This window comes from Rubrivivax sp. JA1055 (assembly GCF_020966565.1).
Taxonomy (GTDB): Bacteria; Pseudomonadota; Gammaproteobacteria; order Burkholderiales; family Burkholderiaceae_C; genus Rubrivivax; species Rubrivivax benzoatilyticus.
Genome location: NZ_JAJKFP010000005.1, coordinates 112,860 through 127,381 on the forward strand (window position 1 = coordinate 112,860; position 14,522 = coordinate 127,381).

Below are 14,522 nucleotides of genomic sequence, written 5' to 3' on the forward strand. Positions count from 1 at the left end.
CAATCCGGGGGATGAACGAAAAGTACGTCCCCGCGGAAGTCGAAGCCGCCGCCCAGGCGCACTGGAACGCCACCGGCGCCTTCAAGGTCGCCGAGGATCAGAGCAAGCCCAAGTTCTACGCCTGCTCGATGCTGCCCTACCCCAGCGGCAAGCTGCACATGGGGCACGTGCGCAACTACACCATCAACGACATGATGGCGCGCTACCTGCGCATGAAGGGCATGAACGTCCTGATGCCGATGGGCTGGGACGCCTTCGGCCTGCCGGCGGAGAACGCGGCCATCGACAACGGCGTCGCGCCGGCCAAGTGGACACGCGCCAACATCGCCGACATGAAGAGCCAGATGCAGCCGCTGGGCCTGGCCTTCGACTGGAGCCGCGAGGTCGCCACCTGCGACCCCGGCTACTACAAGTGGAACCAGTGGTTCTTCCTGAAGATGCTCGAGAAGGGCATCGCCTACAAGAAGACCCAGGTCGTCAACTGGGACCCGATCGACCAGACCGTTCTGGCCAACGAGCAGGTCGTCGACGGCCGCGGCTGGCGCTCGGGCGCGATCGTCGAGAAGCGCGAGATCCCCGGCTACTACCTGGCGATCACGAAGTACGCCGACGAGCTGCTGGCCGGCGTCAACGACAGCACCAGCGCCCACTACCTCGACGGCTGGCCGGAGCGCGTGCGCCTGATGCAGGAGCACTGGATCGGCAAGAGCGAGGGCGTGCGCTTCGCGTTCACCCATGACATCCGCGGCGCCGACGGCGAGCTGATCCAGGGCGGGCGTTTGTACGTCTTCACGACGCGCGCCGACACGATCAAGGGCGTCACCTTCTGCGCCGTCGCCGCCGAGCACCCGCTGGCGCAGCACGCCGCGCGCGACAACCCCGAGCTGGCGGCCTTCATCGAGCAGTGCAAGAAGGGCGGCACGACCGAGGCCGAACTCGCGCTGAAGGAGAAGGAAGGCCGCCCGACCGGCCTCTTCGTCACCCACCCGCTGACCGGCGAGCAGGTGCCGGTGTGGGTCGGCAACTACGTGCTGATGAGCTACGGCGACGGCGCGGTGATGGGCGTGCCGGCACACGACGAGCGCGACTTCGCGTTCGCCAAGAAGTACGGCCTGGGCATCGTCCAGGTCGTGCACGTCGACGGCGAGCACTACGACTACGAGCGCTGGCAGGACTGGTACGCCGACAAGACGCGCGGCGTGACGATCAACTCCGGCAACTACAGCGGCCTGCCGTACAAGCCGGCCGTCGACGCCGTGGCCGCCGCGCTGCAGGCCAAGGGCCTGGGCGAGAAGAAGACCACCTGGCGCCTGCGCGACTGGGGCATCAGCCGCCAGCGCTACTGGGGCACGCCGATCCCGATCATCCACTGCCCGCACTGCGGCGACGTGCCGGTGCCCGAGAAGGACCTGCCGGTCGTGCTGCCCGAGGACCTGGTGCCGGACGGCAGCGGCAACCCGCTGAACAAGTGCGAGTCCTTCCTGAACGTCGCCTGCCCGACCTGCGGCGCCGCCGCGCGGCGCGAGACGGACACGATGGACACCTTCGTCGACTCGTCCTGGTACTACATGCGCTACTGCTGCCCGGACAGCGACGGCGCGATGGTCGACGCGCGCAACGAGTACTGGATGCCGATGGACCAGTACATCGGCGGCATCGAGCACGCCGTGCTGCACCTGCTGTACGCGCGTTTCTGGACCAAGGCGATGCGCGACATCGGCCTGGTGAGCTTCAGCGAGCCGTTCACGAAGCTGTTCACGCAGGGCATGCTGCTCAACGAGTCCTACTACCGCGAGGACGCGTCGGGCAAGAAGCGCTGGTTCTACCCGAGCGAAGTCGAGGTCCAGTTCGACGAGCGCGGGCAGCCGGTGGGCGCCGTGGCCAAGGCCGACGGCCTGCCGGTGCAGCTCGGCGGCATCGAGAAGATGTCCAAGAGCAAGAACAACGTCGTCGAACCGCGCGACATCATCGCGAAGTTCGGCGCCGACACCGCGCGCACCTTCACGATGTTCGCCGGCCCGCCGGACCAGAGCGCCGCGTGGTCGGACTCGGGCGCCGAAGGCGTGTTCCGCTTCCTGCGCCGGCTGTGGAGCTTCGGCGTCAAGGTCGCGCCGCGCATCACCGCGGTCGACACCGCGGCGCAGGGCACCAACCCGCTGCGCTACGAGGTGCACACGCTGCTCAAGCAGATCGGCGCCGACTACGACCGGCTGCAATACAACACCGTCGTCTCCGGCGCGATGAAGCTGCTGAACGCGCTCGAAGACGGCGCGGCGGCCGCCGACGACGCGACGCTGCGCGAAGGTGTCGGCATCCTGCTGCGTGCGCTGTACCCGGCGGCGCCGCACGTCACGCACGCGCTGTGGGGCGAGCTCGGCTTCACCGCCGCGCTGGGCGACCTGATCGACGCCCCGTGGCCCGAGGTCGACGAAGCCGCGCTGGCGCGCTCGGAGATCGAGCTGGTGCTGCAGATCGCCGGCAAGACGCGCGGCAGCGTGCGCATCCCCGCCGACGCCGAACGCAAGGCGATCGAGGCGGTGGCGCTGGCCTCGCCCGAGTTCGCCAAGTTCAGCGACGGCAAGCCGGCGAAGAAGGTCATCGTCGTGCCGGGCCGGCTCGTCAATGTCGTCGTCTGACCGCCGCCGCGCGCTGGGCGCGATCGCCGCGCTGGGCGCGCTCGCGCTCGGCGGCTGCGGCTTCCAGCTGCGCCGGCCGCAGCAGCCGAGCTTCGAGCGCATCGCGCTGGTCGGCTTCAGGCCGAAGTCGACGGTCGGCGCGGCGCTGCGGCGGGCGCTGGAGCCCGGCGTGCGCGTCGTCGACGTGCCGGCGGCCGCCCAGGTGATCCTGGAGGTCACCGAGGACCGGCGCGAGAAGAGCGTCGTCGCCTCGACCTCGGCGGCGCAGGTGCGCGAGTTCGAGATCCGCGTGCGCCTGCACTTCAGCGCGCGCACCCCCGACGGCCGCGAGCTGATCGCGCCGACCGAGCTGCTGCGCGAGGAAGACCTGAGCTACAGCGAGGCCGCGGCACTGGCCAAGCAGTTCGAAGAAGCCGACCTGGTGCGCGACATGGAGAACGACATCGTCATCCAGGTCATGCGACGCCTGGCGGCGATCCGCCTGTAAATGCAACTGCGTCCGGAACAGCTCGAGCAGCGCCTGCAGCGCGGGCTCGACACGCTCTACACGATCCACGGCGACGAGCCGCTGCTGGCCCAGGAGGCGGGCGATGCGATCCGCGCCGCCGCGCGCGCCGCCGGCTTCGTCGAGCGCCAGGTCTTCACCGTCGGCCAGCACTTCGACTGGAGCGGCCTGCTCGGCGCCGCGCAGGCGCTGTCGCTGTTCGCCGACCGCCAGCTGATCGAGATCCGCATCCCCAACGGCAAACCCGGCAAGGACGGCTCGGAAGCGCTGCAGCGCTACTGCCAGCAGCTCTCGCCCGACGTGCTGACGCTGGTGACGCTGCCCAAGCTCGACTTCCAGCAGCAGAAGTCGGCCTGGTTCGCGGCGCTCGACGGCGCCGGCGTGACGCTGAAGGTCGAGCCGGTCGAACGCAAGGCGCTGCCGGCCTGGCTGGCGCAGCGCCTGGGCCGCCAGGGCCAGCGTGTGGCCAGCGGCGACGCCGGGCAGCAGACGCTGGCCTTCTTCGCCGACCGCGTCGAAGGCAACCTGCTCGCCGCGCACCAGGAGCTGCAGAAGCTCGCGCTGCTGTACCCGCCGGGCGAACTGAGCTTCGAGCAGGTCGAGGCGGCGGTGCTGGACGTCGCACGCTACGACGTCTTCAAGCTCGGCGAGGCGGTGCTGGCCGGCCAGGTGGCGCGTGCGCTGCGCATGCTCGACGGCCTGCGCGCCGAAGGCGAGGCGCCGGTGCTGGTGCACTGGACGCTGGCCGAGGACCTGCGTGGCCTGGCGCGCGTGCGTGCCGCGGTCGACGACGGCAAGCCGCTGCCGCTGGCGCTGCGCGAGGCGCGGGTCTGGGGCACGAAGGAAAAGCTCTACGAGCGCGTGGTGCCGGCGCTGGCCGGCCACCAGACGCAGCACCTGGTGCAGGCGGCGAGCATCGTCGACGGCATCGTCAAGGGCCTGCGCCACCCCGACTGGCCGGCCGAACCCTGGGACGCGCTGCGCCGCCTGGTGCTGATGACCGTCGAAGCCGCCGCCGCAGCCGGCACGCCGACGCGCGGCACACGCGCCAGCATGCCGCGCGCGCTCGCGCTCCACGCCTAGACATCGGGGCGGCTTCGCCGCCCCGATGCCTAGGCTGCGCTTGCACCTTGGGCTCCCCCTAGTCCCCCTCCGAGAGGGGGCTCCAGCTGGTCGGACCGCACCCTCCAGCCTCCCTCCGGGAGGGAGGCTCCAGTCAGTCTGACGATTGCGGTGCGCGGTCAGCCTGCGTCGGCATCGCCGGACTCCGCCGCGCAGCCTGCTGGCTCAGTAACCGCGGCCGCGATCGACGAGGTGGGCGACGGGCCGGCCGTCGCGCCAGGCGCGCAGGTTGGCGGCGACGACGGCGCTGGCGCTGCGCGGGTCGGTGGCCGCCGCCGCGTGCGGCAGCACGGTGACCCGCGGATGGGCCCAGAACGCGTGGCCCGGCGGCAGCGGCTCGTGGCGGAAGACGTCGAGCACCGCGTGCTGCAGCGTTCCGGCGTCCAGCGCCGCCAGCAGGTCGGCTTCGACGACGTGGGCGCCGCGGCCCAGGTTCACCAGCGAGGCGCCTGCGGGCAAGGCGGCCAGGAAACGAGCGTCGATCAGATCGCGTGTGGCCGGCGTCAGCGGCAGCAGGTTGACGACGATGTCGGCGCCGGCCAGCAGCGGCGCCAGCTCGCGGCCGCGGTGCCAGTGTTCGACGCGGTAACCCAGCGCCGCCAGCCGCGCGCCGACCGTGCCGCCCATCTCGCCGCGGCCCAGCACCAGCACCGCGACCTCGTCGGCACGGCGCTGCGCGTGCGGCTGCCAGCGGCCTTCGCGCTGGCGCGCGGCGTAATCGAAGAAGCCGCGGTGCAGCGCCAGCACGGCCCAGGTCGCGGTCTCGGCCATCGCCGCGTTCATCGCCGGGTCGACCATGCGTGCCACCGGCACGCCGGGCGGCAGCGTCGCATCGGCCAGCAGGCGGTCGACACCGGCCCACAAGGACTGCACCAGCGCCAGCGACGGCATGCCGGCCAGCGCCCCGGGCGGTGGGTTGGCGACGACCGCCAGTTCGGCATCACCGTCGTCGCACCACTGCGCTTCGGGCAGCGCGGCGGCGAGCTCGTGCCGCCAGCGTGCGTCGATCTCGCCGGCCAGCCGGACCTTCATGCGCGTGCCGTCGCCACGAGCGCGGCCAGCGCGGCGTCGACCGTGGCCTCGCGCACCGCGGCGCGGTCGCCGTCCAGCTGCAGCAGCCGCGCCTCGGTGCGCCCGGCCACGGCCCAGGCGATCCAGACCGTGCCGACCGGCTTGCCGGGCACCGCGCCGCCAGGGCCGGCGATGCCGGTGACGGCCAGCGTCAGCTCGACCGGCGCGCGCGCCAGCAGGCCTTCGGCCATCGCGCGGGCGACCTCCTCGCTGACCGCGCCGTGCGCGTCTATCGTGGCCGCCGGCACGCCGAGCAGCGTGGTCTTGGCGTCGTTGCTGTAGCTGACGACGCCGCGTTCGAACCAGTCGCTGGAGCCGGCGACCGCGGTGCAGGCCGCGGCCAGCAGGCCGCCGGTGCAGCTCTCGGCGCAGGCGAGGCGCCAGCCGCGGGCCCGCAGCGCGTCGGCCAAGGCCAGCACCGCCGGCTCGAAGCGTGTCAGCGCCACAGCGCGACCCCGATCGCGATGACCAGCAGCGTGCAGCCGGCGGCCACCAGATCGTCAAAGACGATGCCGAAACCTTCGCGCCAGCCGATCGTGCCGTCGGGCCGGGGCTTGAAACGCCGGTCGGCCCAGCCCACCGGGCCGGGTTTGGCGGCATCGAAGAAGCGGAACAGCGCGAAGGCCGCCGCCTGCATCAGGAAGCCGGCCGGCGTCACCAGCCAGAGCACGAGCCAGAACGCGACGACCTCGTCCCAGACCACGGCCGACGGGTCGCCGACCCCCAGGTTGCGCGCGGTGACGGCGCAGACCCAGGGCGCGACGAGCAGCGCCGCGCCGATGAGGAGCGCCCAGCCCAGCGTGCCCAGCCACGGGTCGAGCAGCCAGAACGCGCCCCAGGCCCACAGCGTGCCGAAGGTGCCCGGCGCCTTGGGCGCCAGGCCGCTGCCGAAGCCGAGCGCGATGCAGTGCGCGGGATGGCGCAGCATGAAGCCGGTGCTGGCGCGGGACGCGGCCATCGCGCGGCGTCAGGCGAAGTGGTCGAAACCGCGCAGCGCGACGTCCAGCGGCCGGCCCTGGCCGTCGACGACACGCAGCACGTCCTCGGCGTCGATGGCGCCGATGCAGCTCACCGCGACCTGGGCCTCGGCGGCCGCGGCCAGCACCGCGTCGCGGCGCGACGGCGGTGCGGTGAACAGCAGCTCGTAGTCGTCGCCGCCGGCGAGCAGGCATTCACGCTGCAGCGCGTCCGACTGCATCGCCAGCACGGTGCTGCGCGGGATGGCGTCGTAGTCGACCGTCGCGCCGACGCCCGACAGCCGCATCACATGGCCCAGGTCGCCGGCCAGGCCGTCGCTGAGGTCGATGGCGCTGGTGGCGACGCCGCGCAGCGCGATGCCCAGCGGCACCCGCGGCTCGGGGCATTCCATCGACCGCCGCACCTCCTCGAAGGCGCTGCCGGGCAGCGTCGCCGCGCCGCGGAAGACCTCCAGCGCCAGGCGCGCGTCGCCCAGCCGGCCGCTAACCCAGAGGTCGTGGCCGGGGCGTGCGCCGCTGCGCAGCAGCGCCTGCTCGGGCGGCACCTGGCCGAAGACGGTGATGCAAATCGACAGCGGGCCGGCGGTCGTGTCGCCGCCGACGAGCTCGATGCCGTGGCGCTCGGCGAGCGCGAACATCCCGCGCGAGAAGCCGGCGAGAAAACACTCGTCGACACGCGGCATCGAGATCGCCAGCGTGAAGGCCAGCGGCTCGGCGCCGCAGGCGGCGAGGTCCGACAGGTTGACCGCCAGCGCCTTGTGGCCCAGGCGTGCCGGGTCCACGGTCGACAGGAAGTGCCGCCCCTCGACCAGCAGGTCGCTGGAGATGGCCAGGCGCTGGCCCGGCTCGAGGTCGAGCAGCGCGCAGTCGTCGCCGACGCCGACGGCGGCCCGGCGCGGCGCGCGGCCGAAGTACTTCTCGATGAGTTCGAATTCGCCCATGGTCGACAGGATGCGGGCGGCCTTGGCGGGCAGGCCGCGGGCCTCAGGCGCCGGATTCTCGCAGCAGGTTCGCGAGCTCGATCGCCGACTTGACGTTCATCTTCTCGAACACGCGCGCGCGGTGGACCTCGACGGTGCGCACGCTGATCGCCAGCTGGTCGGCGATGCCCTTGTTCGGCCGGCCCTCGACGACCAGGCGCATGACCTCGCGCTCGCGTTCGGTCAGGTCGGCCAGCGAGCGCTGCACCGCCTCGGCGGCCCGCCGCCGGCCCAGCGCCTCGGCGCTGACCAGCAGCGCCTGCTCGACGCGGTCGACCAGCGTGTTGTTCGAGAACGGTTTCTCGACGAAGTCGAAGGCGCCGCGCTTGACCGCGGCCACCGCGGTCGGCACGTCGCCGTGGCCGGTGAGGAAGATCACCGGCAGCGTCTCGGTGAGGCCGCTGTCGGCCAGCTGCTCGAACAGCGCGAGGCCCGACTGGCCGGGCATGCGCACGTCCAGCAGCAGGCACGACGGCGCGTCGGGCCAGGGCGCGCGGCAGCCGGCGCGGAAGGCCTCGAAGGCCTCGGCGCTGGCGAAACCTTCGGACAGCAGGCGGCGCGAACGCAGCAGCCAGGCCAGCGCGTCGCGCACGACGTCCTCGTCGTCGACGAGGTAGACGACGGGAATGCCGAGGGCGGGATCGGGACGCATCAAGCGCGAGTATCGCCGCTCAGCCGCCGGCGACGGCCTGGCGCGGCGGGCCGCCCGGCGCTGCCGGCGTGCGGGCCGCCGGCAGCGTGAAGCGGAACTCGCAGCCGCGGCCGTCGGCCCCGGAGCCGAACTCCAGCGTGCCGCCGTGCTGCTCGACCACCGTGCGGCACAGGCTCAGGCCCAGGCCCATGCCCTCGGTGCGCGTCGTGTAGAACGGCGTGAACAGCTTCTCGGCGACCTCGGCCGGGATGCCCGGGCCGCGGTCGGCGACGACGATCTCCACCCGCTGCGCCGAGGCCTGGCGCACGCGCAGCGCGAGCACGCGCTCCTCCAGCGGCGTGTCGTTCTCCATCGCCTGGATGCCGTTGCGCGTCAGGTTCAGCAGCACCTGCTCGAGCATCGTGCGGTCGCACTCCAGGCGCGGCGCGCGCTTGGGGATGTCGACCTCGACACGGGTGCCGCTCTTGCGCGCCTGCAGCCGCACCAGCGGCAGCACGGCGTCGATCAGCTGGTCGGCACCCAGCGTCTCTCGCTGCTGCACGCGCCGGCGCACGAAGTGGTGCACGCTCTTGATGATGCGGCCGGCACGTTCGGCCTGCTCGGCGATGCGCTCCAGCGCCTGGCGCAGCATGGCGTCGACCGGGCCCGGCGGCGTGCCTTCGCGCTCGGCGTCCTCCAGCAGGTTCAGCGAGCCGCTGGAGTAGCTGGCGATCGCCGCCAGCGGCTGGTTCAGCTCGTGGCTCAGCAGCGAGGCCATCTCGCCGACGGTGGCCAGGCGGGCGCTGGCCTGCAGCCGGTCCTGCTGCTGGCGCGACAGCTCCTCGATGCGGCGCTGGGCGCTGACGTCGAGCACGGTGCTCATCCAGCCGCTCTGCCGGCCCTGGCCGTCGACCAGCGCGGCCTCGTAGATCATCACCGGGAAACGTTCGCCGTTCTTGCGCATGAAGACGGTCTCGAAGCCTTCACGCGCCTCGCGCGCCGGGCGCCCGGCGCCGACCAGCCGGCCGCGCTGGCGCTCGGCGTAGACCTCGACGAACTCCGGCGGCCAGTACGGCGGCTGCGGCTGGCGCATCTCCTCCTCGCTGAAGCCGACCATCGCGCAGAACGCCGGGTTGACGTAGGTGATGCGGCCCTGCAGGTCGCGCGCACGCAGGCCGGTGACCAGCGAGTCCTCCATCGCCTTGCGGAAGGCCAGCGCCTCGCCCAGCGCCCGTTCGACACGCGCGCGCCGGCGCACGTCGCGCGCCAGCAGCAGCACGACGGCGAACAGCGCCAGCGACAGCCCGAGCACCAGCGCGGTGGCGACGTTGGGGATCAGGCTGGGGCGGCCGGCGGCGCTGTCGGCGCGCAACTGCAGCACGGTGCCGGGCACGTCGATCAGGCGTTCGGCCTGGTAGATGCCGGCGCCGCGCACCAGGCCGGCCCGCGCCAGCCGCGTGCCGTCGCCCTCGACGAAGCTGAGCTCGTGGCGGCGCGTCTGGCGCGGGCCGAGCGCACCGTCGAGCAGCTGCGGCAGGCCGATGCTGCCGACGAGATAACCGACGTCACGGCCGGCACGCTGCAGCGGGATGCAGACGTCGACGACCTCCTCGCCGATGCCGCCTTCGCCGGGCACGAAGTAGCTGCGCGAGAAGGCCGGCGCGGCCATGTGGCGCGCCGCGGTGCAGGCGATGCCGGCCTCGACGTCCAGCGACGCGCGCGCCATCGCCGAGAACAGCGGCAGCGCGAACGGCCCGTCGACCGCGTCATCGACACGCATCTGCACGTCGCGGCGCTCGATGCGCAGCAGCAGCCGCTGCCCGCGCAGCAGCGCCGCGGCGTCGGCGCGCCAGCGCTCGGCCGGTGGATCGCCCCAGCTCAGCGCCTGCAGCGAGCGCATCGCCGCGAGCAGGTCGCGCTTGACCTCGGCCGCGGCCTCGGTGGCGATCTGGTCGGACTCCTCCTGCGCGCGGCTGGACTCGTGGCGCAGCGTCAGCCAGACGAGCAGCGACTGCGCCACCAGCAGCAGCAGCACGAGCGCGATCCACGGCAGCCAGCGCCGCAGCCGCGGCACGCGGACGGGATCTTCGGAGTCGGTCATCGCGGGAGGGATTCGGAGCGCGCAGTATCGGCGCCGGGCGGGCGCGCACGCTACGCAGTTTTGCGCATCGCGGCAGGGCCGGACCCGGCTGCCTAGAATCCCTGGCCCCTCGCGACGCCAACAGGAGACCGGGATGTCCAGCCCAGAAGACAAGCGCGCCGAGCTGCGTCGCGCCGCGCTCGAGTACCACGAGCTTCCGACCCCCGGGAAACTGGCCGTCGCGCCGACCAAGCAGATGGTCAACCAGCGCGACCTGGCGCTGGCCTACTCGCCCGGTGTCGCCTTCGCCTGCGAGGAGATCGTCGCCGACCCGGCGGCCGCCTTCCGCTACACCTCGCGCGGCAATCTGGTGGCCGTCGTCACCAACGGCACCGCGGTGCTGGGCCTGGGCGACATCGGCCCGCTGGCGGCCAAGCCGGTGATGGAAGGCAAGGCGGTGCTGTTCAAGAAGTTCGCCGGCATCGACGTCTTCGACCTCGAGGTCCAGGAGAAGAACCTCGACCGCCTGGTCGAGCACATCGCCGCGCTGGAGCCCACCTTCGGCGGCATCAACCTCGAGGACATCAAGGCGCCGGACTGCTTCTACGTCGAGCGCAAGCTGCGCGAGCGCATGAAGATCCCGGTCTTCCACGACGACCAGCACGGCACGGCGATCGTCGTCGGCGCCGCGGCGCTGAACGCGCTGAAGGTCGTCGGCAAGCGCATCGAGGAGATCAAGGTCGTCGCCAGCGGCGCCGGCGCCGCGGCGCTGGCCTGCCTGGGACTGCTGGTCAAGCTCGGCGTGCGCCGCGAGAACGTCTGGGTCACCGACCTGGCCGGCGTCGTCTACCGCGGCCGCACCGAGCTGATGGACGATGACAAGGCCCAGTTCGCCCAGGACACCGCGGCGCGCACGCTGCGCGAGGTCATCGAAGGCGCCGACCTGTTCCTCGGCCTGTCGGCTGGCGGCGTGCTGAAGCCCGACATGGTGCGGGCGATGGCGCCGCGGCCGATCGTCTTCGCGCTCGCCAACCCGACGCCGGAGATCCTGCCCGAGGAGGTCAAGGCGGTTCGCGACGACGCCGTCATCGCCACCGGCCGCACCGACTACCCGAACCAGGTCAACAACGTCCTGTGCTTCCCGTACATCTTCCGCGGCGCGCTGGACTGCGGCGCGACGACGGTGACCGACGAGATGGAGATCGCCGCGGTGCACGCGATCGCCGAGCTCGCCCAGGCCGAGCAGGACGACGCGGTGGCTGCGGCCTACGGCGGCCAGACGCTGTCCTTCGGCGCCGAGTACCTGATCCCCAAGCCCTTCGACGCGCGGCTGATGATCAAGATCGCGCCGGCGGTCGCCGCCGCGGCCCAGGCCAGCGGCGTCGCGCTGCGCCCGATCGAGGACTTCGACGCCTACCGCGAGAAGCTGCAGGCCTTCGTCTACGCCTCGGGCCAGACGATGCGGCCGATCTTCAACATCGCCAAACGCGCCGCCGCGCGCCGCGTCGCCTATGCCGAGGGCGAGGACGAACGCGTGCTGCGCGCGGTGCAGGTCGTCGTCGACGAGGGCCTGGCGCGGCCGACGCTGATCGGCCGGCCGGCGGTGATCGAACGCCGCATCGAGAAGATGGGCCTGCGCATCAAGGAAGGCCTGGATTTCGAGGTGGTCAACGTCGAGCGCGACGACCGCTACCGCGACTTCTGGCAGACCTACCACCGCATGGCCGAGCGCAAGGGCGTGACGCAGCAGGTGGCCAAGATCGAGATGCGTCGGCGGCTGACGCTGATCGGCTCGATGCTGCTGGCCAAGGGCGACGTCGACGCGATGCTCTGCGGCACCTGGGGCACGACGGCCAGCCACCTGCACTACATCGACCAGGTGATCGGCCGGCGCGAGGGCGCCAGCGTCTACGCCTGCATGAACGGGCTGATCCTGCCGGGACGCCAGGTCTATCTCGTCGACACCACGTCAACTACGACCCGACGGCCGAGGAGCTGGCCGAGATCGCGGCGATGGCCGGCGACGAGCTGCTGCGGCTGGGCATCCAGCCGAAGGCGGCGCTGCTGTCGCACTCCAACTTCGGCACCAGCGACCAGCCCAGCGCGGTCAAGGTGCGCCGCGCGCTGGCCATCCTGCGTGAACGTGCGCCCTGGCTGGAGGTCGACGGCGAGATGCACGGCGACATCGCGCTGGACGCCCAGGCGCGCGCCGCGCTGATGCCGCACGGCACGCTGCAGGGCGACGCCAACCTGCTGGTGCTGCCCAACATCGACGCCGCCAACATCGCCTACAACCTGCTGAAGACGGCCGCCAGCGGTGGCATCGCGATCGGCCCGGTGCTGCTGGGCGCGGCCAAGCCGGTGCACGTGCTGACGCCGTCGGCGACCGTGCGTCGCATCGTCAACATGACGGCGCTGGCCGTCGCGGACGCCAACGTCCTGCGCTGATTTTGCCTGGCTGCGGCGCGCCTCGGAGGCGCGCCGGCAGAGAGATGGACAACATGTGGGCGCCTACTCACGTCGCGCGCCGCTTGCCTTTTTTTGAGGCAAAACCTTGAGTTTTCCGCGTCCGGGCGGTACCATCGCGGTTTGTTCTTTCAGGGTTGACCCGTGTTCTGGTCCGGTCTGGCCGACAGGAGTGGCGCGCTTCGACAGGCGGTTTGCAGAGGGGCTCTCGCGATCGCCGTGGCCACGAGCCTGGCGTGCGGCGCAGCGGTTCATGCACGCCCGAGTTCGCCCCCGGCCGAAGCGGCCGACGTCGTCTCCCTGAACGAGCTCCCGGCCCAGGCCCAGAAGACCTACCGCCTGATCCACGCTGGCGGCCCCTTCCCGTACCAGAAGGACGGCACGGTCTTCTTCAATCGCGAACGTTTGCTCCCGGCCAAGGCCCGCGGCTACTACCGCGAGTACACCGTGCCGACCCCGGGCGCGCGCAACCGAGGCGCCCGCCGCATCGTCTGCGGCGGCCAGCAGCCGACCGCGCCGGACACCTGTTTCTACACCGCCGACCACTACGCGAGCTTCAGTCGCATCGCGGAAACGGGCGCGCGGTGACACCGATTTCTGAACCCACGAGGAGGCACGCGACCATGCAGTTGCAGACCGTCCGATCCAACATCGTCCAGGCGATACGGGCCTACCGTGTCGACGACCTGATGCAGGCCGCCGGCAGCGCCGGCCAGCATTTCCTCTACGCCAACCTGTCGGCGGCGCAATCCAAGCCGGAGGTGCTGGAGGCGATCGCCGAGGCGTTCCTGTTCCCCGCCCACTTCGGCAAGAACCTCGACGCGCTGTACGACTGCATGACCGACCTGGTGCACAAGGCCGGCCCGCAGCCGGGCTTCGTCGTCGTGCTCGAGCAGATCCCCGACAACCCGCGTTTCGACCGCGAGGCGCGCGAGCAGCTGCTCGACGTCTTCCGCGACGCCGCCGACTTCTGGGGCGAACGGCGGATACCGTTCCGGTGTTTCTATTCTTTTCAGTAGCCCGCTCCCAAGATAACGGGTCATGGGAGCGGGCTGCTGAAACGGCCCAGAACACCACCGCGGCCAAGCCGGCCGCGAAGACGGTCTCGAAGAACGGTCAGAACCCCAACTTCGGCATGAACATGCCGATGATGTGCAGCGCGTTCGACACCGCAGCCTGGCTCAACGCCGCCTGAGGGCGGCGGCGATCGTTCAGCCGGCGGCCACCGCGCGCGCGAGCGCCAGGTAGTCCGCCACCGGCACTTCTTCGGCGCGGCGCTGGAGGTCGAACCCGTCCTCGGCACCGCGTTGTTCCATCCAGCGTCCGAGCGTGTGGCGCAGCAGCTTGCGCCGCTGCGAGAACGCGACCGTCACCAGCTCGCCGAGCAGCGTCGCGTCGACGCCCTCGGGCGCCGGCAGCGGCAGCATGCGCACGATCGCCGAATCGACCCGCGGCGGCGGGTCGAAGGCCTCGGGCGGGACGTCGAGCACCGACTCGATGTCGTAGCGCCACTGCAGCATCACCGACAGCCGGCCGTAGTCCTTGCTGCCGGGGCCGGCGGCCATGCGGTCGACGACCTCCTTCTGCAGCATGAAGTGCTGGTCGACGACGTGCTCCACCGCGTCGAGCAGATGGAACAGGATCGGCGTCGAGATGTTGTACGGCAGGTTGCCGACGACCCGCAGCGGCCGCCCGGCGGCCGCCGCCAGCGCGGCGAAGTCGACCTTCAGCACGTCGGCCTCGACGACCTCCAGCCCTTTCACACGGCGCAGCCGCGCGGCCAGGTCGCGATCGAGCTCGACGACGGTGAGGCGCTCGATGCGCTCGAGCAGCGGCATCGTCATCGCGCCCAGGCCCGGGCCGATCTCGACCATCGCCTCGCCCGGCTGCGGATCGATGGCGTCGACGATGGCGTCGATGATCGCGTCGTCGGCCAGGAAGTGCTGGCCGAAACGCTTGCGCGGCTGGTGCTTCATTGCGAGAGACGAGCCCGCAACGGTGCCACCCGATCAAGCGGCCGCCGTGGGTCCGGCTTCGCCGGCCCAGTGGCGGCG

13 protein-coding genes and 1 pseudogene are annotated in these 14,522 nt (G+C 71.8%); 7 read left to right on the forward strand and 7 right to left on the reverse strand.

Going from position 1 to position 14,522, the window contains the following annotated elements; translation table 11 throughout:
* Positions 1 to 11 precede the first annotated feature (11 nt).
* The 3 genes from leuS to holA are packed head-to-tail and all read left to right on the forward strand — an operon-like array spanning position 12 to position 4,224.
* The gene (gene leuS / locus LOC65_RS07260) at positions 12 to 2,636 is read left to right on the forward strand and encodes a leucine--tRNA ligase (RefSeq protein ID WP_230247062.1); all 2,625 of its coding nucleotides are present in this window, start codon (positions 12 to 14) and stop codon (positions 2,634 to 2,636) included.
* Positions 2,623 to 3,123 (forward strand): LPS assembly lipoprotein LptE, encoded by a 501-nt coding sequence (gene lptE / locus LOC65_RS07265; protein ID WP_230247063.1) that lies wholly within the window; start codon positions 2,623 to 2,625, stop codon positions 3,121 to 3,123. The genes leuS and lptE overlap by 14 nt, the downstream gene beginning before the upstream one ends.
* A complete protein-coding gene (gene holA / locus LOC65_RS07270) occupies positions 3,124 to 4,224 on the forward strand; it encodes a DNA polymerase III subunit delta (protein ID WP_230247064.1) in 1,101 nt (366 codons plus the stop codon).
* 204 nt (positions 4,225 to 4,428) lie between these two features.
* Here the strand turns inward: holA and LOC65_RS07275 are convergent, their stop codons facing one another.
* From LOC65_RS07275 to LOC65_RS07300, 6 genes are read right to left on the reverse strand one after another with little or no spacing between them, the layout of a single operon-like run.
* Positions 4,429 to 5,295 carry a glyoxylate/hydroxypyruvate reductase A gene (locus LOC65_RS07275; RefSeq protein ID WP_230247065.1) on the reverse strand — a complete coding sequence of 289 codons (867 nt, stop codon included), beginning with the start codon at positions 5,293 to 5,295 and terminating at the stop codon, positions 4,429 to 4,431.
* Positions 5,292 to 5,780: a CinA family protein gene (locus tag LOC65_RS07280; RefSeq protein ID WP_230247066.1), complete on the reverse strand. Its 489-nt coding sequence runs from the start codon at positions 5,778 to 5,780 to the stop codon at positions 5,292 to 5,294. The genes LOC65_RS07275 and LOC65_RS07280 overlap by 4 nt, the downstream gene beginning before the upstream one ends.
* Positions 5,771 to 6,292 carry a phosphatidylglycerophosphatase A gene (locus LOC65_RS07285; RefSeq protein WP_230247067.1) on the reverse strand — a complete coding sequence of 174 codons (522 nt, stop codon included), beginning with the start codon at positions 6,290 to 6,292 and terminating at the stop codon, positions 5,771 to 5,773. The genes LOC65_RS07280 and LOC65_RS07285 overlap by 10 nt, the downstream gene beginning before the upstream one ends.
* Before the next feature lie 9 nt (positions 6,293 to 6,301).
* Positions 6,302 to 7,252, reverse strand: coding sequence for a thiamine-phosphate kinase (gene thiL / locus LOC65_RS07290; RefSeq protein ID WP_230247068.1), 951 nt, complete (start codon positions 7,250 to 7,252; stop codon positions 6,302 to 6,304).
* A 43-nt stretch (positions 7,253 to 7,295) separates the two neighbouring features.
* A complete protein-coding gene (locus LOC65_RS07295; RefSeq protein WP_164963479.1) occupies positions 7,296 to 7,943 on the reverse strand; it encodes a response regulator transcription factor in 648 nt (215 codons plus the stop codon).
* A gap of 19 nt (positions 7,944 to 7,962) precedes the next feature.
* A complete protein-coding gene (locus LOC65_RS07300; protein WP_230247069.1) occupies positions 7,963 to 10,023 on the reverse strand; it encodes a sensor histidine kinase in 2,061 nt (686 codons plus the stop codon).
* Between the two features lie 133 nt (positions 10,024 to 10,156).
* Between LOC65_RS07300 and LOC65_RS07305 the strand changes: the two are divergent.
* From LOC65_RS07305 to LOC65_RS07320, 4 genes and pseudogenes are all read left to right on the forward strand, one after another.
* Positions 10,157 to 12,450 (forward strand): annotated as a pseudogene (locus tag LOC65_RS07305) (NADP-dependent malic enzyme).
* A gap of 237 nt (positions 12,451 to 12,687) precedes the next feature.
* Entirely contained in the window at positions 12,688 to 13,056 is a 369-nt protein-coding gene (locus tag LOC65_RS07310; protein WP_009855809.1) for a ribonuclease domain-containing protein, read from the forward strand.
* Between the two features lie 35 nt (positions 13,057 to 13,091).
* A complete protein-coding gene (locus LOC65_RS07315) occupies positions 13,092 to 13,487 on the forward strand; it encodes a barstar family protein (protein ID WP_009855810.1) in 396 nt (131 codons plus the stop codon).
* Positions 13,466 to 13,663 carry a hypothetical protein gene (locus LOC65_RS07320; RefSeq protein WP_138938762.1) on the forward strand — a complete coding sequence of 66 codons (198 nt, stop codon included), beginning with the start codon at positions 13,466 to 13,468 and terminating at the stop codon, positions 13,661 to 13,663. Before LOC65_RS07315 ends, LOC65_RS07320 begins: the two co-directional genes overlap by 22 nt.
* A 16-nt stretch (positions 13,664 to 13,679) precedes the next feature.
* Here LOC65_RS07320 and rsmA read toward each other — a convergent pair whose 3' ends face one another.
* Positions 13,680 to 14,444, reverse strand: coding sequence for a 16S rRNA (adenine(1518)-N(6)/adenine(1519)-N(6))-dimethyltransferase RsmA (gene rsmA / locus LOC65_RS07325; RefSeq protein ID WP_230247070.1), 765 nt, complete (start codon positions 14,442 to 14,444; stop codon positions 13,680 to 13,682).
* Positions 14,445 to 14,522 lie beyond the last annotated feature (78 nt).